General features: G+C 64.1%; 23 protein-coding genes, 1 pseudogene and 1 riboswitch. Of the genes and pseudogenes, 9 read left to right on the forward strand and 15 right to left on the reverse strand.

All coding sequences use genetic code 11. From position 1 onward, the window contains the following. Positions 1-204: 204 nt before the first annotated feature. The 3 genes from xylB to Q0L57_RS17625 form a co-directional block, all read right to left on the reverse strand. Positions 205-1,659: a xylulokinase gene (gene xylB, locus Q0L57_RS17615; RefSeq protein ID WP_296744433.1), complete on the reverse strand. Its 1,455-nt coding sequence runs from the start codon at positions 1,657-1,659 to the stop codon at positions 205-207. An 82-nt stretch (positions 1,660-1,741) separates the two neighbouring features. Continuing rightward, positions 1,742-3,067: a tetratricopeptide repeat protein gene (locus Q0L57_RS17620; RefSeq protein WP_296744434.1), complete on the reverse strand. Its 1,326-nt coding sequence runs from the start codon at positions 3,065-3,067 to the stop codon at positions 1,742-1,744. A gap of 99 nt (positions 3,068-3,166) precedes the next feature. Next, the gene (locus Q0L57_RS17625) at positions 3,167-3,790 is read right to left on the reverse strand and encodes a LysE family translocator (RefSeq protein WP_296744435.1); all 624 of its coding nucleotides are present in this window, start codon (positions 3,788-3,790) and stop codon (positions 3,167-3,169) included. A 311-nt stretch (positions 3,791-4,101) separates the two neighbouring features. Between Q0L57_RS17625 and Q0L57_RS17630 the strand changes: the two genes are divergently transcribed. The 6 genes from Q0L57_RS17630 (at position 4,102) to Q0L57_RS17655 (ending at position 9,998) form a co-directional block, all read left to right on the forward strand. Further along, a complete protein-coding gene (locus Q0L57_RS17630) occupies positions 4,102-4,785 on the forward strand; it encodes a L,D-transpeptidase (protein ID WP_296744455.1) in 684 nt (227 codons plus the stop codon). An 88-nt stretch (positions 4,786-4,873) separates the two neighbouring features. Further along, the gene (locus tag Q0L57_RS17635) at positions 4,874-6,040 is read left to right on the forward strand and encodes a diphosphate--fructose-6-phosphate 1-phosphotransferase (protein ID WP_296744436.1); all 1,167 of its coding nucleotides are present in this window, start codon (positions 4,874-4,876) and stop codon (positions 6,038-6,040) included. Beyond that, positions 6,040-6,786 carry an MBL fold metallo-hydrolase gene (locus tag Q0L57_RS17640; RefSeq protein ID WP_296744437.1) on the forward strand — a complete coding sequence of 249 codons (747 nt, stop codon included), beginning with the start codon at positions 6,040-6,042 and terminating at the stop codon, positions 6,784-6,786. Before Q0L57_RS17635 ends, Q0L57_RS17640 begins: the two co-directional genes overlap by 1 nt. 198 nt (positions 6,787-6,984) lie before the next feature. Beyond that, positions 6,985-8,532 (forward strand): DegQ family serine endoprotease, encoded by a 1,548-nt coding sequence (locus Q0L57_RS17645; protein WP_296744438.1) that lies wholly within the window; start codon positions 6,985-6,987, stop codon positions 8,530-8,532. A gap of 111 nt (positions 8,533-8,643) precedes the next feature. Beyond that, positions 8,644-9,255 carry a molybdopterin-dependent oxidoreductase gene (locus tag Q0L57_RS17650; RefSeq protein ID WP_296744439.1) on the forward strand — a complete coding sequence of 204 codons (612 nt, stop codon included), beginning with the start codon at positions 8,644-8,646 and terminating at the stop codon, positions 9,253-9,255. After that, a complete protein-coding gene (locus Q0L57_RS17655) occupies positions 9,252-9,998 on the forward strand; it encodes a ferredoxin reductase (RefSeq protein ID WP_296744440.1) in 747 nt (248 codons plus the stop codon). The genes Q0L57_RS17650 and Q0L57_RS17655 overlap by 4 nt, the downstream gene beginning before the upstream one ends. 14 nt (positions 9,999-10,012) lie before the next feature. On the opposite strand, the gene Q0L57_RS17660 is transcribed toward Q0L57_RS17655, so the two are convergent. The 8 genes from Q0L57_RS17660 to Q0L57_RS17695 form a co-directional block, all read right to left on the reverse strand. Further along, complete coding sequence (locus Q0L57_RS17660) at positions 10,013-11,485, reverse strand: nucleotidyltransferase family protein (protein ID WP_296744441.1); 1,473 nt, start codon at positions 11,483-11,485, stop codon at positions 10,013-10,015. Continuing rightward, a complete protein-coding gene (locus Q0L57_RS17665) occupies positions 11,485-12,162 on the reverse strand; it encodes a glycosyltransferase family A protein (protein ID WP_296744442.1) in 678 nt (225 codons plus the stop codon). The genes Q0L57_RS17660 and Q0L57_RS17665 overlap by 1 nt, the downstream gene beginning before the upstream one ends. Next, positions 12,159-12,911 (reverse strand): glycosyltransferase, encoded by a 753-nt coding sequence (locus tag Q0L57_RS17670; RefSeq protein ID WP_296744443.1) that lies wholly within the window; start codon positions 12,909-12,911, stop codon positions 12,159-12,161. The genes Q0L57_RS17665 and Q0L57_RS17670 overlap by 4 nt, the downstream gene beginning before the upstream one ends. A 49-nt stretch (positions 12,912-12,960) precedes the next feature. Then, positions 12,961-13,713, reverse strand: a complete 753-nt coding sequence (locus tag Q0L57_RS17675) for a glycosyltransferase family A protein (RefSeq protein ID WP_296744444.1) — start codon at positions 13,711-13,713, stop codon at positions 12,961-12,963. Further along, positions 13,710-14,759 carry a serine kinase gene (locus tag Q0L57_RS17680; RefSeq protein WP_296744445.1) on the reverse strand — a complete coding sequence of 350 codons (1,050 nt, stop codon included), beginning with the start codon at positions 14,757-14,759 and terminating at the stop codon, positions 13,710-13,712. Before Q0L57_RS17680 ends, Q0L57_RS17675 begins: the two co-directional genes overlap by 4 nt. A 46-nt stretch (positions 14,760-14,805) precedes the next feature. Further along, positions 14,806-15,234: a PqqD family protein gene (locus tag Q0L57_RS17685; protein ID WP_296744446.1), complete on the reverse strand. Its 429-nt coding sequence runs from the start codon at positions 15,232-15,234 to the stop codon at positions 14,806-14,808. A gap of 279 nt (positions 15,235-15,513) precedes the next feature. Next, complete coding sequence (locus Q0L57_RS17690; RefSeq protein ID WP_296744447.1) at positions 15,514-16,608, reverse strand: hybrid-cluster NAD(P)-dependent oxidoreductase; 1,095 nt, start codon at positions 16,606-16,608, stop codon at positions 15,514-15,516. Positions 16,609-16,686: 78 nt separating this feature from the next. Continuing rightward, on the reverse strand, positions 16,687-17,934 hold the full coding sequence (locus tag Q0L57_RS17695) for an aromatic ring-hydroxylating dioxygenase subunit alpha (RefSeq protein ID WP_296744448.1): 1,248 nt from the start codon (positions 17,932-17,934) through the stop codon (positions 16,687-16,689). A gap of 105 nt (positions 17,935-18,039) precedes the next feature. Next, positions 18,040-18,243: riboswitch (cobalamin riboswitch) on the reverse strand. A 506-nt stretch (positions 18,244-18,749) separates the two neighbouring features. Between Q0L57_RS17695 and Q0L57_RS17700 the strand changes: the two genes are divergently transcribed. The 3 genes from Q0L57_RS17700 (at position 18,750) to Q0L57_RS17710 (ending at position 19,597) form a co-directional block, all read left to right on the forward strand. Next, entirely contained in the window at positions 18,750-18,956 is a 207-nt protein-coding gene (locus Q0L57_RS17700) for a DUF680 domain-containing protein (RefSeq protein ID WP_296744449.1), read from the forward strand. Between the two features lie 100 nt (positions 18,957-19,056). Continuing rightward, on the forward strand, positions 19,057-19,269 hold the full coding sequence (locus Q0L57_RS17705; RefSeq protein WP_296744450.1) for a DUF680 domain-containing protein: 213 nt from the start codon (positions 19,057-19,059) through the stop codon (positions 19,267-19,269). Between the two features lie 100 nt (positions 19,270-19,369). Further along, complete coding sequence (locus Q0L57_RS17710; protein ID WP_296744451.1) at positions 19,370-19,597, forward strand: DUF680 domain-containing protein; 228 nt, start codon at positions 19,370-19,372, stop codon at positions 19,595-19,597. A 78-nt stretch (positions 19,598-19,675) separates the two neighbouring features. On the opposite strand, the gene ugpC is transcribed toward Q0L57_RS17710, so the two are convergent. The 4 genes and pseudogenes from ugpC to Q0L57_RS17730 form a co-directional block, all read right to left on the reverse strand. After that, positions 19,676-20,788, reverse strand: coding sequence for a sn-glycerol-3-phosphate ABC transporter ATP-binding protein UgpC (ugpC, locus tag Q0L57_RS17715; protein ID WP_296744452.1), 1,113 nt, complete (start codon positions 20,786-20,788; stop codon positions 19,676-19,678). A 34-nt stretch (positions 20,789-20,822) separates the two neighbouring features. After that, positions 20,823-22,487, reverse strand: a complete 1,665-nt coding sequence (locus Q0L57_RS17720) for an alpha-glucosidase (protein WP_296744453.1) — start codon at positions 22,485-22,487, stop codon at positions 20,823-20,825. A gap of 4 nt (positions 22,488-22,491) precedes the next feature. Further along, positions 22,492-23,638, reverse strand: a pseudogene (locus Q0L57_RS17725) (carbohydrate ABC transporter permease). Position 23,639: 1 nt separating this feature from the next. Then, positions 23,640-24,653: a carbohydrate ABC transporter permease gene (locus Q0L57_RS17730; RefSeq protein ID WP_296744454.1), complete on the reverse strand. Its 1,014-nt coding sequence runs from the start codon at positions 24,651-24,653 to the stop codon at positions 23,640-23,642. Positions 24,654-24,899 lie beyond the last annotated feature (246 nt).

The following is a 24,899-nucleotide window of genomic DNA, read 5'->3' on the forward strand; positions in this document are numbered from 1 at the left end:
AGGCACCCCCCTCTGCCCTGCCGGGCATCTCCCCCTCAAGGGGGGAGATTGGCTGGCTTTCTGACTTGCAAGAATCACCAACGTAGCAAGACAGCCAGAGTCGCCGACGCTGCCAATCTCCCCCCTTGAGGGGGAGATGCCCGGCAGGGCAGAGGGGGGTGCCTGGCGCCAACTCATGCGACTACTACGGTGCCTCACGCCCGCTCACGCGGTTACGGCCCTGATCGCCGGGTAAAGTGCGCGATACCGCTGATAGGCATCCGAGAACGCGCCGCCCAGAACGGCATCCGGCTCGATCGTGGCATCGGTCGCCGGCGCGCTGCAGACGGCAAGCGGATCGGCCCCTGTCGCGGCGATCAGGCCGAGCCGCGCCGCGCCGAAGGCCGCGCCGAAATCGCCGTCGGCTGGAATGTCGACCGGCATCTGCAGGGCGGTGGCAATCGCCTTCAGCCAGTAGCGCGAGCGCGAACCGCCGCCGATCGCGGTCACCCGGGTCAACGTCGTGCCGGCCTTCTTCAACGCTTCCAGGCTGTCGCGGAACGCGAACGCGACGCCTTCGAGCACGGCCTGCGTCAGCACCGCGCGGCTCGACTCATGCGCCAGCCCGGTGAACGAGCCGCGAATGGCGGAATCATTATGCGGTGTGCGCTCGCCCGACAGATAGGGCAGGAAGGTGACGCCCGTGGGCGCGTGGAGCTTGTCGCCGAGCTCGCCGGTCAGTTCGCCGGCGCTTCTTCCCGTGATTTCCGACAGCCAGTTGAGCGAATCGGTGGCCGACAGGATGACGCCCATCTGGTGCCAGGTATCGGGCAGCGCGTGGCAGAACGTGTGCACGGCGCTTTCCGGATTGGGCAGGTAGGAGGCATTGGCGGCAAACAGCACGCCGGATGTGCCGAGCGAGACGAAAGCATGCCCGGCGCCGACCGTCCCCATCCCGCAGGCCGAGGCCGCGTTGTCGCCGGCGCCACCCGCGACCGGGATGCCGGCCGCAATGCCCCACTTCGACGCCAGCTCGGCGCGCAAGCCGCCCGCCTTCGCCGTGCCTTCGACCAGCGACGGCATATGCCGCTCATCGAGCGACGTCGCCGCCAGCAGTTCCGGCGACCAGCGGCGCTTACCGACGTCGAGCCAGGAGGTGCCTGCGGAGTCGGACATCTCCGAAATATGCTCGCCGGTCAGCCAGAGCCGCAGATAGTCCTTCGGCAGCAACACCTTGGCTACTTTGGCAAAGATCGCCGGCTCGTGGTTCTTGACCCAGGCAAGCTTCGGTGCGGTGAATCCCGGAAAGACGATGTTGCCGGTCAGCTTGCGGAAACGCGGATCGGCGTCGAGCGCCGCAGCCTCGACATGGCTGCGTGTGTCGTTCCACAGGATGCAGGGGCGCAGCACCTTGTCCGCGGCATCGAGCAGGGTGGCGCCATGCATCTGGCCGGAAAGCCCGATGCCCTTGACCGCGGCGAGTTCTTTCGGATGGGCTGTCTTGAGCTCGGCGATCGCCGTCTCGCACGCTTCGACCCAATGCGAGGGATCCTGTTCGGACCAGCCGGGATGCGGTCGCGAGACGTCGAGCGAGCCATGGCCGGAGCCAACGACCTTCTGCTCGCCATCGATCAGCAGGGCCTTGACGCCCGATGTGCCCAGGTCGAGGCCGAGATACATGATTTCCTCCCATTGCCATTAATTTTTTCGGATCTCGAAAAAATCTGGCTCGGCCAGTTCTTATGACAAGATCCGCCTCGGGTCAATTCTCAGACAAATTGGCGGCGCGCAGCAGGAACAGCGCCGACAGCGGGCTGTCCGGCCGCGCCAGCCGGCGTTCGGCGGCCAGCGCCCGCGTCAGCGCGCCGTCGCCGGCGCGGAGCGCCGCTTCGATAAGGGTCAGGTCGATGACGTCGCGCTGCGCGTGGCTGCCGCCGAAACGATGCGCGACCGACCGGATGGGTCGGATCAGACGGACGGCCTCTTCGTAGTCGCCCTCACCGAAGGCCTTGATCGCCATGGTCAAGGGATGGCCGACATCGCGCGTGAAGGCGGCGTTGTCGTCTTTCCCGCCCATCGCCTCGCGCTGTGCCTCCAGCAAGGTCCGGGCTGGCGCTTCGAGCCCCGCCCCGACGAAGGCCATCATCGCATGCGCGTCGTTGAAGGCGTAATGGCCGGCGCCGGCTTTGGGCGTCCAATTGGCGGCGAGCGCCTGCCAGCGGTCGCCGACATCGATGCCGCCGAGATGCAGGCGCCACAGGATCGCGGAGGCGTCGACCATGTTGAGCGCCAGGGTCGAGCGGGCACCGTAAATCGGGCCGTCATAGAGCCGAAGCACCTCGTCCGCCTCGCCGAGATCGTAGTGGAATAGCGCCAGATGCCACCAATTGTGGATCTTGAGGAAGCTGTCCTTCGACCACGCGTCCGGGTTGGCGCGCATCCAGGCGATGCCGTCCTTTTGCCGGCTTTGCATTTCCATGACATGCGCCACGGCGTGCTGCGCCCAGCCGTCGCGCGGTTCGATCTCGATCGCCTGCCGGCCAAAACTCTCGGCGCGCTTGTAGTCGCCCATCTCCTCTAGTCCGAAGGCTTGCATACCGAGAATGGCGTGATAGCCGGGCATATCCCTTTGCCAGGCGGGCATCGCCCGGCCGATGCGGTCGCGCAGCATACGAGCATTGCCGGTGAAGAAATCGATCTGGTGGCCGACCTGCAGCGCCACCGCATCCAGCGGGTTGTCGATCGCGATGTCCTCGAGGATGCGGGCGGCGTCATGCCAGCGTCCCTCGGCGAGGTGGCCGAGCGCTGCGACATGTGCCTGCTCTCGCGTGCTGGCGGCAAGGGGTAGCGCCGCCGCGTGGCACGAGCGGGCAACCGCCGCTGCGTCGGGCTCGGTCGCGAGGCCGAAAAGGTAGCCCTTGAACACATGCGCCATGACGAAGCCGGGATCACCGGCAATGGCGCTATCGATGGAACCGACCGGATCGCCGATGAAGCACTGCAGTTCGTGCACCGCCCTGCCATAGGATGAAAAACCGGCCTCGGTCGCGCCCGAATAGGCCAAGCCGAATGCGTCCTTCATCGCCATGCCGTGTCCCTGGTGTTCTCGTCTTCTGAGCGAGACGATCCTAGAACATCGATCGCCGGGCCGCCAACCGGCAGCTGCCGGCGATCGAACCGGCTCTGCCTAGTTGCCGGAGCGCATCGCCACAGTGGCGATGCCGGCGCCGACCAGCAGCGTGCCACCGGTGCGGTTGAAGATGCGGATCGCCTTCGGGTTGCGCACTATAGCGCGAGCCCTGGATGCGATCAGCGCGTAGCCGAAGGCATTGCTGAAGGCGAGCGCCAGGAAGGTCGCCTCGAAGATCAGCATCTGCGTCCAGAAATCGGCATGCCGGTCGAGGAACTGCGGCAGGAAGGCAACGAAGAAGGTGATGCTCTTCGGGTTGAGCGCAGTGACCAGCCACGCATGCGCCATCATCCTTGCGGCCGACACCGCGTCGGTGCGTGGCTCGGCCTTGAGCACGCCGCCGGCGCGGAACAGCTTGATGCCGAGATAGATGAGATAGCCGGCGCCGATCACCTTGAGGATGGTGAAGACGGTGGCCGAGGCCGCAAGCAGCGCGCCGATGCCGAGCATCGACAGCGTCATCGCCGTGAAGTCGCCGAGCGCGACACCGACGGCCATCGGCAGCGCGGTGCGCCAGCCCTGGCCGAGCGCATAGGAGACGACCAGCAGGATCGTCGGCCCCGGGATGACGAGAAGAATCGTGGAGGCGGCGGCAAAGGCGGCCCAGTTTTCGAAGGACATTTCCTCACTCCTTGAGCGCAAAGAAAAGGATAAATCCTGGGGTCGTCGGGAATGTAAAGAGGCATCGCGGAAAATCTTCGGCGTCTGCCAGTTGGGTCCCTCCAGCACGGTAAGCGGCGGTTAGGGTTAAACCCGGTTTGAACGCTTTCACGCTTTTTCAACCATGACTGACGAAAATGCCCTTCCATCCGGCCGGACCGTGCTCCCGCCGACAGCGTAGGGTTTGGTGCATGCGCGAGTTGCCGCAAGGTCTGACGCCGCCTTCGAACGGCGAAACTGTCGAAAAAGAAAACCAGCTTTCCCGCCGGGCCATGCTGTCGGGCGCGGGCGCCATGGCGCTGCTCGGCATCGCCGGCTGCAGCACCACCGAGACGCTCGATCTGCCGCAGCTCGACCAGACCACGACCGGTTCCGTTCGCCCGATCCGCCCAGCGATCAGCGTCGACAAGAACATCACCGGTGCCGATCTGATGTATGCCTCGCTCACCGACGGCGGCTTCCAGGTGCCGGAGGTGCCGTGGCAGAAGGTCAAGCCGGAGTTCCGCCGCCAGATCGTCGTCGACCAGACCGGCGAGGCGCCCGGCACCATCGTCGTCCATTTGCAGGAACGCATGCTCTATCTCGTCCAGCCAGGCGGAGACGCCATCCGCTACGGCGTCGGCATCGGCAAGGACGGCTTCCGCTGGTCCGGCCGCGCCAATATCCAGTACGGCAAGCAATGGCCGGTCTGGACGCCGCCGCCGGAAATGATCCAGCGCAAGCCGGAACTGGTGAAATGGCAGGGCGGCCAGCCCGGCGGCCTCACCAATCCGCTCGGCGCCCGGGCGCTCTACATCTACCAGAATGGCAGGGATACCGGCTACCGCATCCACGGCTCGCCCGAATGGTGGAGCATTGGCCAGGCCGTGTCGTCGGGCTGCGTGCGCCTGATCAACCAGGACATCATCGATCTCTACAACCGCGTGTCGAAGAAAAACCCGGTCGTCGTCGTCTGATCCCTTCCCCCCGCTAGACTCTCCCCGTTGCGCGACGCCGCAAGACAGGCGAAGGTGCCTTGAACACCTTTGCCGGGAGAGAAAGACCATGGCCGGAACCTTCGTCATCGCGCAGGGCGGCGGCCCGACCGCCGTCATCAACCAGACGGTCGTCGGCGCCACGCTGGAAATCCGCAAGCGCCATCCCGGCGCCACGGTGCTGGGCTCGATCCATGGCGTGCGAGGCATCCGCGACGGCAATTATGTCGACCTCTCCGCAATCCCTGAAGACCGGTTGCGGCTGATCGCCGGCACGCCGAGCGCGGCCCTCGGCTCGACCCGCGACAAGCCCGACGCCGCCTATTGCGAGGTCATCCTCAACGGCCTGAAGAAGGCCGGCGCCGATGCCTTCATCTATATCGGCGGCAACGATACGTCCGGTACCCAGCAGATCCTGACCGACGCCGCCGGCGGCACGATGGCCTTCGTGCATGCGCCAAAGACCATCGACAATGATCTGGAAGAGAACGACCACACGCCGGGCTTCATCTCGGCGGCCGAATTCGTCGCCGGCGCCTTCCTCTCGGTCGATCTCGATTTCCGCGCGCTTCCCGGCATCTATGTCGGCATCGTCATGGGCCGGCACGCCGGCTTCCTCACCGCCGCCGCGGCCGCGTGGCAGCTCGATCCCGACAGCGGCCCGCATCTTGTCTATGTGCCGGAGCGCGCCTTCTCAGCCAAGCGCTTCATCGACGACGTGCGCGCGACGCTCGACCGTCACAAGCGCTGCATCGTCGCGGTGTCGGAGGGCGTCAGCACCGCCGACGGCAAGGCGCTGGTCGAGAGCCTGGTACCGCCGGAGAAGCTCGAACGCGACCAGCATGGCAACGTCAAGCTGTCGGGCAGCGACCTGCCGGCCGCGTTGGAACGCGCGCTCGCCGAAGGCCTGCCGGGCAAACGGGCGCGCGTCGATGCGCTGGGCTACATGCCGCGCGGCTATGTCGGTGCCATCAGCGCCGTCGACGCGCAGGAAGCCTTCGATGCCGGGGCCTTCGCGGTAGCGGTCGCGGAAGAGGGCGGTGGATCGGTGGCGCTCCAATATGATGGTTCCAAGACCGTGCTGAAGAAGGTGCCGCTGAAGGCCGTCGCCGGCAAGACGCGCCATATGCCCGACGACTTCATGAAGCCGGACGTCAACCAGCTGTCGGAAGCCGGTATGGCCTATCTGAAGCGGCTGGTGCCAGAAAAGTACAAGGTCGGGAAGCCGTTCGTCTGATGGGTGACCTTGTGGTGGGTGACTGGTTCGGCAAGGTTGTTGTCGAGGCCGGGACGACGATGCTGACCGAACCGTTCGTGCATGATTTCGTGCGCGCCAACATCTGGCATCTGAGGGGTCGCGACGCCGACCTCCTGGTCGATACCGGCATGGGCATCTGGCCGTTGGCTCCCGAGATCGACACGCCGGCGGGCAAGCCGCTGATCGTCGTCGCCACCCACATCCATCTCGACCATGTCGGCTCGCTGCACGAATTCCCGCTGCGCATGGGGCCAAGGATGAGCGCGCCGCAGTTCGACAGCATGGATGACGCCGTCACCTACGCCTACATGTTCCATAATCTCGACGGCGCGGTATCCAAACTGCCGGCGCCGGACTGGAAGGCGGCAAATTACCGAATTCCATCGGCGCCGCTGGTCCGCGCGCTCGACGAGGGCGACGTCATCGACCTCGGCGACCGGAAATTCCGCGTGCTGCATCTGCCCGGACATTCGCCGGATTCGATCGCGCTTTTCGACGAGGCGGACGGCCTCTTCTTCGCTGGCGACGCCATCTATGATGGCATGCTGATCGACGATCTGCCGGATTCCGACCGCACTTCTTATTGCGGCACAATGCAGCGCCTGCTCGACCTGCCGGTCCGTGTGGGTCATGGCGGCCATGGCCCGAGTTTCGATGGCGCGCGCATGCGCGAAATAGCGTCTTCCTATCTGCGCCGGCGAGAGCGTTTCGTAAGCGCTCGCTGAATTAAATCTTCGTAAGGTCGCCCGAAAACCCTAATTCGGGCAATTCCGCGCCCTAGATGCTTGGTTGTCGATTGAGCCGGCTGCCATGCATGGCGAGGCAGGCATAACGGTCGCCGACACGCCGAACGGGCGCTTCTCTCGGGAATGCACCCGCGGCGCCCGATCAACGCTCGCCCGGACAGAACGACCATGTCACCCATGAGCATTCTTCGCAGACATCGCGTCGCCGCCCTGCTGGGCGCCGCGCTGATTATCTCTCCCGTCGTCGTCTCCTTCGCTCAGAACGGCGGCGGCGCAACTCTGAGCAATGTCGTCGCGACGACCCAGACGCCTGTTCCAGGCATCACCGCCCCGAACGGCTCCTTCGCGCCTGTCGTCGCCACCACCAAGCCGGCCGTCGTGACGGTCACGACCGTCATGAAGGCACAGGCCCAGCCCGATGCCATGGGCGGCGACGGCTCGCCTTTCGACGGCAATTCGCCCTTCGACCAGTATTTCCGCCAGTTCTTTGGCGACCAGGGCATGCCGACGCCGAAGACGCCGCCGCAACAGCAATCGCAGCGCCAGGAGGCGCTGGGCTCCGGCTTTATCGTGAGCTCCGACGGCACCATCGTGACCAACAACCATGTCATTGACGGCGCGACCTCGATCAAGGTCACGCTCGACGACGGCACCGAACTTCCCGCCAAGCTGGTCGGTCACGATGCCAAGAACGATCTGGCCGTGCTCAAGGTCAAGGCCGACAAGCCGTTGCCAACCATCAAATGGGGCGATTCCAACAAGCTGATGACTGGCGACCAGGTGCTGGCGATCGGCAATCCGTTCGGCATCGGCACCACGGTCACCGCCGGCATCGTGTCGGCGCGGGGTCGTGACCTCCATAGCGGGCCGTTCGACGACTTCATCCAGATCGACGCGCCGATCAATCACGGCAATTCCGGTGGTCCGCTGGTCGACGTGAACGGCAATGTCGTCGGCATCAACACCGCCATCTATTCGCCCAACGGCGGCAGCGTCGGTGTCGGCTTCGCCATCCCGTCGGATCAGGCCCAGATCGTCGTCGCCAAGCTGGAGAAGGGCGGCAATATCGAATACGGCTATCTGGGCGTCCAGATCCAGCCGGTCACGCAGGACGTTGCCAGCGCCATCGGCCTCGATCATGCGGGAGGCGCGCTGGTCTCGTCGGTCACCGAGGGCTCGCCGGCCGCCAAGGCAGGCATCGAAATCGGCGACGTCATCACCAGCTTTGCCGGCCAGGAGATCAAGGATCCGAAGGACCTGTCGCGCGCGGTCGCCGATGTCGCGCCGGGCGCCAAGGAGAATCTCGACATTTGGCGCAAAGGCAAGACGATCCAGGTATCCGCCGATGTCGGCCGCAACACCGATGACGTGAAGACCGCCTCCAATGGCGAAAGCGGCAAGCCGTCGGCCGAACAGGGTCTGCGCGTACCCTCGCTCGGGCTCGGCCTGACCGATCTCACCCCCGACATCCGCCAGGAACTCAACCTTGCCGAAAATCAGCATGGCGCGGTGGTTGCGCGCGTCAACCCTGACAAGGCGGCCTCGGCCGCCGGCCTCCAGCCCGGCGATCTCATCGTGGCCGTCGGCCAGACGCCGGTGAAGAACGCCCGGCAGGCCAACCAGGCCATCGCCGAGGCCGGCAAGTCCGGCAAGAAGTCGGTGCTGCTGTTGGTCGACCGCGGTGACGCTCAGATATTCGTCGCGGTGTCCTTCGCCGCCGGCTGACGGTTCGCAAAAGGCCTGCCGGCGTGGCCGGCAGGCCGAAATTCCTGTTGCCCGTCGGAGCATCTTCGAGAACACTGCCCGCATCATTCCGTTGGCGCAGGAGGCGTCTCGATGGTGACCCGCGGCTTCTCTTCCGGAAGGCGTCCTCCTTCCGACACTGACGCGCGCATTCCCCCGGGACAATATTTGGAACAGGGTTTTCCGGTTCTGTCCGCCGGCCCCACGCCACGCGTGCGTACGCAGGACTGGTCTTTCACCCTCAAGCATGGGCCGCGGCCGATCAAGAAGTGGAACTGGGCTGAGTTCAACGCCTTGCCGCAAAGCAAGATGACCCGCGACATCCATTGCGTGACGGCGTGGACCAAGTTCAACACGCCCTGGCAGGGTGTGATGATCGACGACATCCTTGCCGATGCCGGCGTCGAGCCGCCGACGGCCTACACGCTGGCGCTGTCCTTTGACGGCTATTCCACCAATGTGCCGACCAAGGATCTCGTCACCGGCAAGGCGATGGTGGCGTTGCTTTACGAAGGGCAGCCGATCTCGGCCGACCATGGCGGGCCGGCGCGACTGCTCGTGCCGCATCTCTATTTCTGGAAATCCGCCAAATGGGTGAACGGGCTGCAGTTCACCGAACGCGACGAGCCCGGTTTCTGGGAATTGCGCGGCTATCACATGTATGGCGATCCCTGGCGCGAGCAGCGCTATTCGGGCGATCCATGAGCACCGAACCCCTGCCGCAATCGCCATGGCAGGCGGCCGCCATTACCGGCATCGAAAAGCGCACGCCGCGCGTCACCAGTTTCTGGTTTGAGCCGTCGCGGCCGTTCGTTCACCGGGCGGGCCAGCATGTCGACATCAGGCTGACGGCGCCCGATGGCTATCAGGCGCGCCGCTCCTACTCCATAGCCTCGGCCCCCGAGGCCAAGCCGGGCATCGAACTGGCGATCGAGCGTCTGGACGATGGCGAGGTCTCCCCCTTCTTCCACGATGTGGCGGCGGTTGGCGACGAGATCGAATTGCGCGGGCCGCTGGGCGGGCATTTTGTCTGGGAAGAGAGCGACGGGGGGCCGATCCTCCTGGTTGGCGGCGGCTCCGGCGTCGTGCCGCTGATGGCGATGGCGCGCCAGCGCACTTCGCGCGGGTCCGCGGTGCCGATGACGCTGCTCTATTCTTCGCGCATCTGGGACGAGGTGATCTTTCGCGATGAACTGATCGATCTCGACGAGCGCCGTGACGGTTTCGAGCTGGTGCTGACGCTGACGCGCGAGCCGGCCCGGCGCCCGTCCGACTATTCGCGCCGCGTCGATGCCGCCATGGTCATGCAGGCGCTTGCGCGGTCTCCGGAGGCGCCGACGCTTGCCTTCGTCTGCGGCTCCAACGCCTTCGTGTCGGCCGCTGCCCAGGCCTTGATCGATGCGGGCGTTCCGGCAGGGCTCATCCGCACCGAGCGCTACGGCGTATAAGCGAACACCGCCGCTCAATTGGCCGGAGAAAATTTCGCCGAAACGAGCTGGAAGGGCAGCGCGCCATAGGTGGCCACCGTGCGCTCATTGTCCCAGACGCGGAACTGCCGCGATGGCCGGGCTTCCAGCACCAGGGCGCGCCCTGTCTCGCCGAGGCTCACCTTGCCGCGAAAGCGCAGCACGCGTTCTCCACCATTGCGGCTGATAGCCATCCAGCGCAGGCGGGCGACGTGCCGATCCCCCGAATTGATCTCCATTTCGATACGTCGCCGCACCGGGGGCACGACGATGCGCACGACGACGTCGAGCGTCACCTCCCGGGCGTCGTCTTGCGGTCCGGCAATGCTTTGCGACAGCCCGAGAGGGGATGCCGCCAGAGCCGTCATCACCGCCATCGATCTGCCTCGCCAGACGACATCGGGTTGTAGTTGCTTCAATCGACCCTTCTTGCGCTGCAGCCTGAGCTGTTTGGCAAATCCACGCGACAGCCAGGTGAGTCCGCCGAAATCGGTGCGCGGCTTGGCCTGAAGTACGGAAGACAAGCGCGATAGGCCGTGGCGGTCGGCCATTTCCAGTACACGCGACAGCACTGGTTCGGGCACGGCGATGCCGATCTCCAGCGACAGATACGAGAGCGCCACCGCGGCCGCGACGGCAAGGCCGCGCCTGGCGGTAACATCGAGGAACATCTCCCAGTCGACCTCGCCGCCATCTACCGCCACCGCGCAGTCGACCAGCCAGTCGCTATGCGTGTGCGCATCGAGCCCGCCATGCGCGATGGCCAAAGCGATGCGGTCGGCGGGCGACGGCACGAGCACGCTGACGCCGCTGAATTGTGCCGGGATCGCCCTTTGCCAGATGGCAAAGTCGTCCTCGGCGCTTTGCTGCGAGCCGTCATAGGCGAGCTGATGCAGGTCGATGTCGCCGTAATTGCCCTTGAAGAAGTTCATGGAACGCAGCGATGCCAACCGCATGCGCAGATATTGCGGGCTGACGCCGGTGGCGATCTGCCAATCGCGTGCGCGCAGCACATCGAAGGCCGGCTGCATATCCTGCGGCCGAACCAGTATGTCGATGTCGTGCGCCACGCGGCCGCGCTGGGCGGCGGCGTCGAGCGCGACGCGGCTGGCGCCCTTGATGAGCATCACCGTGCAGCCGGCCTCGACCATGGCCTTCAGCGCCGGCTCCGCCTCGCGCATCGCCATGCGCGATTTGGTCCACAGCATCTTCTGCAGGCCGACGAGGCGCGGATAGGCGGGATGGGCGGCAAGCTTGCGCCCGAACCGATCCGAGATGGCGGCCAGCAGCCGGTGCTCCCGGAAGGAGACGTGATCGATGTCGTTCTCGTCCAGCCAGTGCGCCGCGCAGCGGCCGGCCGCTTCCTCGTCCGGCAAAAGCGCCGCCTTGAGCAATTGGTCGAGCGAGCCCGTCGGCCAGGACCAGCCATAGTCTGGAAAGCGCCTGCCGATGGGCCGGATCTTCGCCATCAGCTGCGCCCGGCCTTGTTCCGCGCCCGCAGCATCGCCATCCGGGCGACCTCCAGATAGCCGCGATCGCGCGCCGCGTCACGGCCGTAGGAAAGGCTGCCGGGCCTTATGCGCCGCAAGGCCAGAACCTCGTTGATCATGTCGAGGGCAAAGCCTGCCTCGCGCGCCCGGGCGATCCAGTCGATCATCTCGCCCCGGCCCCCCGGCGGATCGACGATCGGTCCGACCGCCTCTGCGACCTCGCGGCGTATCAGCATGGTCGAGCGCGACCAGCCTGGCATTGGCTGTGCGTCTGGTTCGTCAGCCCGCCCGCCGCGGAAACAGCGCATATGGGTGAATACACCTGATGCCCCGGTAAACCGTTCGAGATAGGCGAGCTGCGTCGCGGTCTTGTCGGGCAGCCAAAGGTCGTCGGCGTCGAGCGTGGCGACGAACCGCGTCTTCAGCGCCGCGATGCCTCTGGTCGTGGCGCTGCCCGGCCCGGCATTGTCCTGACGCAGCAGCTTGAGCGGCAGGTCGATGCCACGGATCGCGCTGGCGAGATCATCGGTCGAGCCGTCGTCGACGATCACGACAAGTTCCGGCCGCACCGTCTGCGCCGCCACCGAACGCAGCGTCTCGGCGATCGTAGTGCCGGCGTTGAAGGCCGGAATGACGACGCCGTATCCGCCCATCATGCGAACTGCCAATCCGACAGCTTCTCGAGCTCGAATATGCCTTCGATCCGCCGCAGGGACGGATCGGCTCTTCGCCGCTTCATCGATTTGTAGATGGCGCGCATGAACTCGCGCGCCTGGACGTCTTGCTGTCTGGTCATGTTGCCGGCGTGCCGCCTGTAGTACAACGCCACCGTGTCGGTGAGCGTGTATCTGGGGCCGACCTCAAAACTGCGCAGAAGATAGTCGGTGTCCTCGGCTTGAGCGAACTCCTCGTCGAAGTAGCCGATCCGTTCGACCAGACGCCGAGAGAAGATCGCCGCCGAGAGATGGATGCCGCGGACCGTGATGCTGTTGCAGCCGACCGCCGGCTCCAGCCTGTCGTTGTCTATCTTGTCGACCAGCATCATCCTCGAATAGGTCAGCTCGAGCGCGGGGTCTTTCCGGAAAAGGTCGACGTCGGCCTTGAAACGTCCGGCTGGTGAGATGTCGTCCGAATCGAGAAAGGAGACCAGTTCGGTCTCGGGCCTGAGTTCTCTCAGCCCGCTATTGCGCGCCCTGGTCACGCCGGTGTTTTGCTGCCGGACGAGCCGGATGCAGGGATGTTCCTCCATCATCGCGCGCACAGCCTCGGACGTGCCGTCGGTCGAGCCATCGTCGATGACGATTATGTCCAGGTCGGCAGCGTCTCCTTGCCGGAGCAATGAACGGAGCGCCGCACCGACATAGGCTTCCCGATTGTGGACAGGCATGACGACGCTCAGCCTCATGGCCTGCCCCGTGCTCGACCCGCGCGACCTTGTTTGGTAACGCTACTGGTCACGGTTGCGGCCACCTTGCTGGGCTCTTCAGCTCGAAGACGCCTTGCACCGTATGCAAGGAGGGGTTGGCCCTGCGCCGTTGAATCGACTTATGGATCGCGAGCAAATGGTTGCGAACGCGGCGGTCGTGGTCCTTTGTGACGTTCCCGGGATGACGCCGATAGTATATCGCGACGCTGTCCAGGAGCTGATAGTTGGGCCCCGATTCGAACACGCGCAGAAGATAATCCGTGTCCTCCGACTGTTCGAACTCCTCATCGAAAGAGCCGATTTGATCGACGAGCCGCCGCCGGAACAGGGCGGTTGCGAGCGAGATACCCCTGACCGTCATGGTCCGGCTGTCCTCGGTCGGCTCCAGCGTCTTGTCATCCAACTGCTCGACCAGCGACATAAGCGAATAGGTAAGTTCCAAATCAGGGTCGGCTTCGAAGTGGGCAAGATCGCACTTGAACCGGTCGCGAAGCGAAATGTCGTCGGAATCGAGGAACGATACGAATCCGGCGTCCGGCGGCAACTTTCGAAGTCCGGCATTGCGTGCCTTGGCGACACCCATATTGGTTTGCTGGAACAGCCGGATGCAGGGGTTCTCGACCATCATCGAGCGCACCGCCTCGGCCGAGCCATCGGTCGAGCCGTCGTCGATGACGATGATGTCGAGATCGGCGGCGTCGCGCTGTCTTACCAGCGAGCGCAATGCCGGAACGACATAGCGCTCGCGGTTATGGACGGGCATGATCACGCTCAGCTTCACGTCGGCCCCCGCGTCACGAAATCCCCTACCGTGCCGGCGATCTCCTCGGGACCGGTCCCCAGGGAGAGACGATAGCACGGGAGCAGGCGGGTAAGGTCGCTGAAGAAGCGAAAGCCGCTCTCCCGCTCGCCCGGCATCTGCGCGATGCCGGACGGCGCCAGCGCGATCATGGCGTCCCTGCGCGACATCGGTGTGATCGAAGTTTTCCAGCTTCCGCTAATATGTGGCACCATCAACGCGCCAATGTCCAGCTTTGCGGGCGCTGCCCCGGATGCGACGTCGCCGATGCGGAAGACATGCTTGCCTTGCCAGTTGAGGGGCCTATTCGTCCCAAGCCGCTCCTTCAGGCCCAGCCGCGCGAAGCCTTGCGGGTCCTGCTTAAGCGCGGAAAACAATGGCCGGGCGGTGACGCCACCGGCGATATCGATCAGCACATAGTCGTCGCCGACGCTATCCAGCCCGTTGAGCAGGCCGGCAACCACGGTGCCCGACTTGCCGGCCCCACCAGCCCCGGCAAGCAACACCCCCTTGCCGTCGAGGCCGAGCGTGCCGGCATGGGTAAGCCGCATGCCGCGCGCGGCGTATTCCCAATGCAGGAAGGCGCGCAGCGGCGCGCCCGGCTCCCATGGCGGGAAGGCATCGGCAGCCCGCATGAGTTGCACGCCGATGCGCGCCTCGGGGTTGTAGAACTGCCAGAAGTCCAGGTCGTGGAAGTGATGGCCGCGCAACCCCGCCTCGGCGAGCCTGCTGGCGTAACCATGTTCGGTGAAATGGGCGTCGCCCCATCGCGCCGGCTCGGGCATGCCGCCGATGCCTGGATGGCCGATGAAAATGCGGCACTGGTGGACGCCCGACGCCGCGCTCATGGCCTCGACAAAGGCATCTTCAAGGGCGTCCGCGAGAGCGCCATGGCCGAGCCGCGCCGTCACTTCCAGGCCTGGCAGTCGGATCCTTCGCGTCACCGCGAAATGCGCCTCGGCGTCTTCTGCGGCGGCGATCAGATACCGGGCATAGTCAGGCGCTGTTTCAAGGGTTACGCGCGGCATGGTCCATTCCGGCCTCGGGCTCAGCGCGGTCTGTGCCGCCGATCGGTCACGAAACCTGCTTGACCGCCGGCCAGCCAAGGGGCTCCTCGACTTCGTGGATCGGGTCGACGATGATGAGGTCGGCGAGGTCGTCGTGGATGCTCACATTGAGCGGTTCGCTTGTCGCTTGAAGCGCGGCGGGCAGGCCCTCCGGCAGCTGCTGCGCCGGTTGGTCGGACGGCGTCAGCAACCCGAGCTCGACCAGTTGCGCGACAAAGGCGTCAAGCTCGGCCGATCCGATCGTTGAAGCGCCGGTCGCCAGCCCGATCAGCGTCTGTGCGCCGACGCCCAGCGACAGCGCCTGCCAGACCTTGCTGCCTGAATCGGAGAAGCCGAAATACCGGCCGCTGGAAAGGTCGAGCACGACCGCTTCGCCGTCGAAGGATTCGAAGACAATGTCCTTGCTCGCCACCGCATAGACGTCGGAATGACGCATTCGCCTGGCCCCGCCCATAAGCCAGCCAGCACTTCGCCGGCTGGTGCGATCGCTTTCCCTCACAACGCCTGTAAACGCACGGTTCTTCCTTGGCAAGACAAGGGGCGGTGGCGCGGCGCCGACCATTTTGGGGATCAGTTCGGGCAGCTCCGGGAAAACGGTGAACGCTTGGGCCGGGCGCTGTCGCCGTGGTCGTCGGCGCGGAGTGTATCAAAACAAGAAGATAGAGCGGCTCGCCATTTCCACGAAACAGCGAACCATTCTGGCGGATGAAAGGACTCAGGCCTCGATTTCCAAGGCCGACAAGGGCCGCGAGCAACATGCGAGGATGAACCCGTCGTCGATCTCGTGATCGAGGATGCCGCCATTGTGATTCATCTCGACATCGCCGGAGACCTTTTTCACCTTGCAGGTGCCGCAGAGGCCGAACTCGCAGGCCGCCGGTATCCTGACGCCCGAGGCGCGCGCCGTCTGCAGCACGGTCTGACCGGCGACACATTCGGCATCGACGCCCGAAAGCGAGAAGCGGACCGGTGTCATGGCCTCGACAGCCGTTTCGCTGCCGTCGGCCGGCGCGAACGGCGCCGGGACTTCCTCGACGACCGGCGCGGCAAAGCTTTCCTGATGGTAGCGGTTCATGTCGAAACCGGAGGTCTCGAGCATCTGGCGCACGGCGCGCATGAACGGATCGGGTCCGCAGCAGAAGATCTCACGCTCGCGGAAGTCGGGCGCGAGCAGCGGCAGACGGATGGCGTCGATGCGGCCCATATGGCCGAACCAGCCCTCGCGGCTCGAACGTTCCTCGATCATGAAGCCGAGCGAAAGTCCGGGCATGTGGGTGCCCAGCAGTTCGAGTTCCTTGCGGAAGATGATCTCTTCCGGCCGCCGCGCGCAGTTCACGAAGCCGACATCGGTCCAGGGTGCGCAGTCGTTCAGCCAACGCAGCATCGACATCATCGGGGTGATGCCGGAGCCGGCCGAGATGAACAGATACTTGGCGGCTGGATGGGCATGTAGCGAAAAGTCGCCCGCGGGGCCATAAGCCTTGACCAGCGCGCCGGGCTTCAGATTTTCGAACATCCAGCGCGTGCCGATGCTGCCGGCCTGGGCCTTCACCGTCACCGCGATCGAGAATGGGCGCGACGGCGAGGACGACAGCGTGTAGGTCCGCATCAGCGGACCGTCGGCAGTCGGCAACTCCAGCGTGATGAACTGGCCGGGCTTATAGCGGAACCAGGTCTGGTTGTCGGACCGGAAGGTGAATGTCTTCACGTCCGGCGCCTCGTCGCTGACGCCGATCACTTCCAGCACCTGCAGCCTGTCGTTCCACGGCATCATCTCGTCGAGATGCCGGTAGAGGCTGATCTCGGTCATGGCGTTCATCCTCTAAGCCTTTTCGTTTTGCGCATGTCTTAGCCCCAAAACCGTTGAACACTTTCAGGCGAGGTGCATTCAGGCCACGCTGCGCAGCGCTGGCCGGCCACGCTCGTCGAGCCGTGGGGCGATGAAGGATGCGTACCATTCGACGAACTGGATGACGCCGCCTTCATGCAACTCCGAATAGGGCCCGGGCTCGTAGGCCGGCGACAGGATGCCGAAGGCGTTTTCCTCGACGATGCGGCGGTCCTGGTCGTTGGTCTCGGTCCAGACATGGATGAGATCCTGCAGGTCGTAGTCGACGCCTTCGACCGCGTCCTTGTGCACCAGCCATTTTGTCGTCACGGCGGTTTCGGTGGCGCTGATGGGCAGCACGCGGAAGGTGATGGCGTGGTCGCCGAGGATGTGGTTCCACGTCGTCGGATAGTGGTAGAGCATCAGCGTGCCGATGCGGTCGGCGCTGACATTGGCCGACAGGTTCTTCTGAACAGCTCGCTTGCCCGTCATGGTGTAGCTGACCGCGTCGCGCAGCAGCGGCGCGCGCGTGGCGCGATACTGGCCTGCCGGGTCGATGCGGAATTTGCTGGGCAGGCCGGCCGCCTCGCATTTTGCCCAATGCGCCTGCATTTCGGGATCGGTTTCGGCCCCGTGCACGCCGGTCACCGTCGGCGCCTCTGGAAAAGTCTTGCAGAGCTCGGGATGGTTGCCTGCGCAGTGGTAGCACTCGCGGTTGTTTTCCCAGACTAGCTTCCAGTTGCCCTTCTCGATGATGGTCGACTCAAAGGCGATCTTCGCCTCGCCGAGGCGATGCGGCAGAAGGTAGGGCTCGACGAGGGTGCGCATCGGCGCGAAATCGGCCGGCTCCCTGGCCAGGCAGATGAAGATGTAGCCGCCGACGCTTTCGCAGGCGACCGGCTTCAGCCCGAACTGGCTCTTATCGAACCCCTCCGCCATCTGGCGGGCGAACAGCAGCTTGCCATCGAGCTCGTAGGTCCACTGGTGATACGGGCAGACGAGCTTGGCGGCCGTGCCCTTCTCGGTGTTGCAGACGCGGCTGCCGCGGTGTCGGCAGGAATTGTGGAAGGCATTGATCCTGCCCTGCTGGTCGCGCACCAGCACCACCGGATAGTCGCCGACTTGGGCGGTGATGAAGGAGCCCGGCTTCGGCAGTTCGCAATCATGGCCGATGAACAGCCAGTCGCGGTACCAGATCAGCTCCATGTCGAGCTTGAAGAAATCGGGGTCGATGTAGAAAGGCTGTTCCAGCGAGAAGCCTGGCTTGCGGCTCTGCAGGAGCCTCAGCATGTCGTTGCGCGCGTCCATGTCCTGTCCTCATGTCAAGGACTGAACTGGTGGAGATGGAGAAGAACGGCAGCCGCCGGCGAGCCGGCAAGCGCTATCCGCCTCTTGACCGCCCACCGCGATCAGTCGAGTTCAAACGTCTCGGGCTGGTTTCCGGGCTCTGGAGGTGCCCTTGCGGGCGGTCGCAACACCTTCCCAGGCCAAAGGCCCAGTGGTCTCCCGTTGCGACGTCATCTCCACCACCGTTGCGGGGGCAGCGCCGGACTCTGACCGGCTTCCCAATTATCCGCTCCGTTGCGACGAAGCGGCACCTGAGATGCTTTGATCTAATCACGACTGGCAAAACACTGCCGGCATGAAAGCGACATCGCATCCATGCCGCGCGACACGGGCGCGGCCTGACCCACGGCACCATGCGGACCTCGATATTCGGTCTGCCGAAGATGCGAACCCCGATCCTGGGCCGGTCGATTCGGGTCTTCCGGAGCCGGTGAAGTGGTTAACGGTATCGAAAAGTGACTATTAGAAGATTCTAAAATCGAACCGAACGGTTCGTTTCTGTTGACGGTGCGTTCGGGACGGGGTGAACGTTGATGCTCCGACACACTTGGTGAGCCAATGATGCCTATCAATTAACTATCGGATATCATTGATCAAAATAACTATGGTAGAACCGGTTGGTACAATTTCAAGGTGAGGATTCATGGTCCAGCCGGAAAAACTTCGTGATTGGAATCCGGCAACCTGCTCACCCAAATCAGCGCTGTCCGAACGACGCGATTTCATACCCAAGACACGCCGCTAGACGGACGGGATAAAATACTGGAGTACCCAAAATGAAAAAGATTGTTCTCACTGCCGCCGCCCTTCTGGCCATTTCCGGCAGCGCCTTCGCTGGTAGCGACAACTATGGTTCGAACAGCGTCAACCAACCTGCAGCTGCGGTCGACACGTCCTCGACGGCTTCGATCCACAAGTCGCAGGCTGACGTTCAGAAGCCGGCCACCCAGGGTGCCGACCGCAACCTCTGGGGCAACAACTAATTGCCGAACCACGGCCATGGCCTCGAAGTGACGGACGTGGCCGGACGGAGAAAGACGGCGGGCTGCCCCGCCGCCCCCAGCAAATTCAGGAGTAACCAATATGAATAAGATCGTTCTTGCCGCCGCGGCCGTTTTGGCCCTGTCCAGTGCGGCCTTCGCAGGCAGCGACAACTATGGCTCCAACAGCGCCAACCAGCCTGCAGCCGCAGTCGACACGTCTTCCACGGCTTCGATCCACAAGTCGTCGCAGGCTGACGTTGAGAAGCCGGCCACCACGCAGGGCGTGAACCGCGACCTCTGGGGCAACAACTAATCGCCGAACCATGGCCATGGTCTCAAAGTGACGGACGTGGCCGGACGGAGAAGGACGGCGGGCTGACCCGCCGCCTCCAGCAAATTCAGGAGTAACCAATATGAATAAGATCGTTCTTGCCGCCGCGGCCGTTTTGGCCCTGTCCAGCGCAGCTTTCGCAGGCAGCGACAACTATGGCTCCAACAGCGCCAACCAGCCTGCCGCGGTCGACACCGCCCGTACCTCGTCGATCGGCACCGACTCGGCCGCCTACAAGCTGCTGAACTCGTCGAACGACCAGCAGAAGCCGGCCCAGCAGGGCGCAGACCGCACCCTGTTCGGCCGCTGACAGGTCCCGACAATACGCAGATGAACAAAGAGCGGCGGGCTTGGCCCGCCGCTCTTTTCTTTTGGCTTCCTGGTCGCGTCAGGCGGCTTCCGCTTCCTCGCGATGCAGCGCGAAGGAATGGCCATCCGCATCGAAGATATGGAGATCACCGGCGTTTGCGTTCAGCCTGAGCGATCCGCCACGCTTGACCTCGACATTGCCCGGCAGCTTGGCCACCAGCGGCAGGTCGGCGCGGCCGATGTCGATATAGACGAGCTGCACCTCGCCGAGCTGCTCGATATAGTCCACCTTGCCTTCGAGCAGGTAATCCGCGCCTGTGGCGATCGCCAGATCCTCGGGACGCACGCCGAAGCTGACCGCAGCGCCGTTCGCCGAGGCGGGCGTCGCGATCGGCACCGTCGCCTTGCGTCCCCCGACATGGCTTACCACGGTCGGATTGCCGGTCTTCTCGATCTTCGCCGGCAGGATGTTCATGGCCGGCGAACCGATGAACTGGGCGACGAACAGGTTGCCCGGCCGCTTGTATAGCTCCATCGGCGTGCCGACCTGCTCGACGCGGCCTTCCTTCAGCACGACGATGCGGTCGGCCAGCGTCATCGCTTCGACCTGGTCGTGCGTGACATAGATCATCGTCGTGTTCGGCATCGATTCCTTGAGCTTGGCGATCTCGATGCGGGTGGCGACGCGCAGTGCTGCGTCGAGATTCGACAGCGGCTCGTCGAACAGGAACACCTTCGGATTGCGCACGATGGCGCGGCCGATGGCAACGCGCTGGCGCTGGCCGCCCGACATCGCCTTGGGCAGCCGGTCGAGATATTTGGTGAGCTGCAGGATCTCCGCCGCCTGCCGCACCCGCTTGTCGATCTCGGCCTTGCTTTCCTTGCCGATCTTCATCGAGAAGGCCATGTTGTCGTAGACGGTCATGTGCGGGTAGAGCGCGTAGGACTGGAACACCATGGCGATGCCGCGCTTCGACGGCGGCACGTCGTTCACGACTTCGCCGTCGATCTTGAGCTCGCCCGAGGTGATCTCCTCAAGCCCGGCGATCGACCTCAGCAAGGTAGACTTGCCGCAGCCCGAAGGCCCGACGAAGACGATGAATTCGCCGGATTTTATGTCGAGGTCGATGCCGTGGAGAATGTTGAGGTTGCCGTATGATTTCCTCACCTGGTTCAGTGTGACATCGGCCATGCTTTCGTCCTCCCAGTGAATTTCCGTTGCTCGTTCAATCGATACGTCCGAACCAGGCGCCGTAGCCGCCAAGGCGCACAGGCCCTGCGCCAGATTGTCCAGAAAAGCCGTGGCCCGGCAAGGGCTGCAGCGACGCTTTGCCGAGATCGACATCGGCCGGCTTGCTGCCCAGGTTGAAGACGCAGACGACGCGCTCGTTGCCCTCGCGCCGGGTGAAGGCGACGGTATCGCCGTCGCTCTCGATGAACTCGATTTCACCCTTGCCCAGCGCCGGATGCTCGCGCCGGAACGCCAGGAAGCGACGGTAGTGCTCGAGCAGCGAGTTCGGGTCGCCCCGCTGGGCGCCCACGGCCTGCGGCAGATGCTTGCCGGGCACCGGCAGCCACGGCTTGGCGTTCGAGAAGCCGCCGTTTTTGGCCGCGGCATCCCACACCATCGGCGTGCGACAGCCGTCGCGCCCCTTGAATTCGGGCCAGAAGCGGATGCCGTAGGGGTCCTGCAGGTCTTCGAATTTGAGCTCCGCCTCGCCGAGGCCGAGCTCTTCGCCCTGATAGATGCAGACCGAGCCGCGCAGCGACATCAGCAACGCCGAGATCACCTTCAGGTAGGCGACAGGATCAGCTTCGCCGGCCGCCCAGCGCGAGGCCACGCGCACCACGTCGTGGTTCGAGAATGCCCAGCACGACCAGCCGTCGCTGGCGACTCTGCCGAAGGCCTCCAGCACCGCGCGCACCTTTGCGGCGCTGATTTTTTCTGGCGCCAGGAAGTCGAAGGAATAGCACATATGCACGCGCTTGCCGTCGGCGGTATAGGCTGCCACCACTTCCAGCCCGCGCTGCGAGTCGCCCACCTCGCCGACGGCGGCCTGCGCTGGATATTCGTCAAGCAGCGCGCGGAAACGCTCCAGGAAGGCGAGGTTCTCCGGCCGGCTCTTGTCGTAGATATGGTCCTGGTAGTTATAGGGGTTGACCGCCGGTGCGGTCTGGTCGTTGCGCTCTTCCGGCGGCAGCGGCGGATTGTTTTCCAGGCCCTGGCTGTGGAAATAGAAGTTGATGGTGTCGAGCCGGAAGCCGTCGACGCCGCGCTCCAGCCAGAAACGGGTTATGTCGAGCAGCGCGTCCTGGACTTCGCCGTTATGGAAGTTGAGGTCGGGCTGCTCGGCCAGGAAATTGTGCATGTAATATTGCTGGCGGCTGGTGTCCCACTGCCAGGCCGAGCCGCCGAAGATCGACAGCCAGTTGTTGGGCGGCGTGCCGTCGGGCCTGGCGTCGGCCCAGACATACCAGTCGGCTTTCGGGTTGGTCCGGCTGGAGCGGCTTTCCTTGAACCAGGGATGGATGTCGGCTGTGTGCGAGAGCACCTCGTCGATCATCACCTTGAGTCCAAGCCGGTGCGCTTCGGCGATGAGCGCGTCGAAATCGGCGAGCGTGCCGAACATCGGATCGACGTCGCAATAGTCGGAGACGTCGTAGCCGAAGTCCTTCATCGGCGATTTGAAGAAAGGCGAGATCCAGATGGCGTCGACGCCGAGCGAAGCGATATAGGGCAGGCGCTGCACGATGCCTTTCAGGTCGCCGATGCCATCATCGTTCGAGTCCTGAAAGCTGCGCGGATAGATCTGGTAGATCACCGCTCCTCGCCACCAGTCGCGGTCAATGGCTGGGTCTGGTCTCGAAGTCGCCTTCAAAGCCGATTGCATTGTCTCAACCTCCTTTCACCGAGCCGGCAAGCAGCCCGCGTACGAAACAGCGAGAAGAACACGATCAGCGGCACGATGATGGTGATGAAAGCCGACGTGGTCAGGATCTCCCAGTTGCCGCCGCGCGAACCGAGCAGCGCATTGAGTTTGGCCGTCAGCACGATCTGGTCGGGCGCCGTGCCAAGGAAAACCATCGCCACCAGGAGATCGTTCCATACCCACAGGAATTGGAAGATCGCGAAGGAGGCGAGCACCGGGAAGGACAGAGGCAGCACGATCTTGACGAAGATCTCGAAGTCGCTGGCGCCGTCGATGCGCGCCGATTCCATGATCTCGCGCGGCAGGCCGGCAATGTAGCTTCTCAGCAGGTAGATGGCGAAAGGCAGGCCGAAGCCGGTATGCGCCAGCCAGATGCCAAGATAAGTCTTCGACGGCACGCCGAAGAAAGTGCCGACGCCGTTGTAGAGCTTGAGCAGCGGGATCAGCGACATCTGCAATGGCACCACCAGCAGGCCGATGATCACCGCGATCAGCAAGGCCCGGCCGGGAAAACGCATCCAGGCCAGCGCATAGGCCGCGAAAGCCGCGATCAGGATCGGAATGATCGTCGCCGGAATGGTCACCGTGAGCGAGTTCATGAACGAGCGGCCGATGCCTTCCGAAAGCAGCACTGTGTCGTAGTTGTCGGTGGTGAATTTCGGCGGTGCCGATGAGGCGAAATAAACGCGCTGGCCACGGTCGCCCTCGAAGGCCTTTGGCGATGAAAGCACGAAGCTGCCATTGGCATTCACCTGCAGGCTGACGCCGTCGCCGAGATCGGCCGCGCTGCCTGCCGGATATTGCGTCGGCGCCGCCGACTTGACGCCGAAGGCGCTGATGTTGCGGGCAGCACCATCGGTGAAAAGATTGCCCTCGATGACGTATTTGCCATCCTTTTGCTTCTGCGCCGAGGCCGCCGGCAGCCGCCCGGCCCCGTTCTGGCTCGAACTGGCGAAGGAGTTCCACCAGCCGGACGCGACGATCTGGTCCTTGTCGCGCAGCGAGGAGACGAGAATGCCGAGCGTGGGGATCGTCCAGATCACCACGAACACCAGGACCGCGATATGGACGCCCAGGCGGCTGGGGAGGGACTTTCCGGTCGTGACGGCCATCTCAATGTCCTCCCGTCTCTCTGTTGGCCTGGCGGATGTTCCAGACCATGATCGGAATGACCGCGATCATGATGATGATCGCGATCGTGGCGCCACGGCCGAAATCGCCGCCGCCGCGGAACATCCAGTCGAACATCAGATTGGCCAGCACCTGGCTGTTCCACTGTCCGTTGGTCATCGTCAGCACGATGTCGAACACCTTCAGCACCAGGATGGTGATGGTGGTCCACACCACCGCGATGGTGCCCCAGATCTGCGGCACCATGATCTTCCAGAAGATCTGGAACGGGTTGGCGCCGTCGATGACCGCGGCCTCCAAGGTCTCCTCGGGAATGCCGCGCAGCGCCGACGACAGGATCACCATGGCGAACCCGGTCTGGATCCAGATCAGGATGATCATCAGGAAGAAATTGTTCCAGAAAGGCAGCGATATCCACACCTGCGGCTGGCCGCCGAAATACTGGATGATGGCGTTGAGCAGGCCGATCTGCACCTGGCCCTGGCCGCGATACTCGTAGATGAATTTCCAGATCACGCTGGCGCCGACGAAGGAGATGGCCAAAGGCAGGAAGATCAGGCTCTTGGCGATCGTGCCCCACCAGATCCGGTCGGTGAGCACCGCAATGATCAGCCCGAGGAAAGTGCATGCCGCCGGCACCACCGCCAGCCACAGCACGTTGTTCAGGATCGAGTTGCGGAAATCCTGGTCGCCAAGGGCCCACTCATAGTTGGCGAGCCCGACGAAGCTGCTGCCGCTGCGATCGAGGAACGACAGCCGCAGCGTCTCGACGACCGGGTAGATCAGGTAGATGGTCAGGATGATCATCGCCGGGCCGACGAACAGCCACGGCCGCACCAGCCCCTGCCGGCGCAGATTGTCGACGGCGGTAGTGCCGGAAACCCCGCGCGAGGGAAAGATCAGGTCAAGCAGTCTGTTGGCGCCCCAGAAATAGGCGACACAGCCGCCGACGCCGATGATGATGACGAATATGGCCGAGAAAATCTGCGACGCCATGGGGTCCCTCTCCCTGCGCATGAACGGCCAGGCAGGCCTGGCGATTGGATGCACCGATCTCGTTATTCGGAACAATCGAACGCGAAGGCTTCCGGCGTGCCCGCCGGTCGGATCCGGGCCGTGGCCCGGATCCAGTAGGAGGATCAGGAAAGTTTTTGGTGAGCCGCCACGTGCGGCCTACTTGATTGCATCCCAGCTCTTCTGGATGTCGGCGGCGACATCCTTTGCCGGCTTGCCGCCGACCAG

It is taken from the genome of Mesorhizobium sp. (assembly GCF_024509055.1).
Taxonomy (GTDB): Bacteria; Pseudomonadota; Alphaproteobacteria; order Rhizobiales; family Rhizobiaceae; genus Mesorhizobium.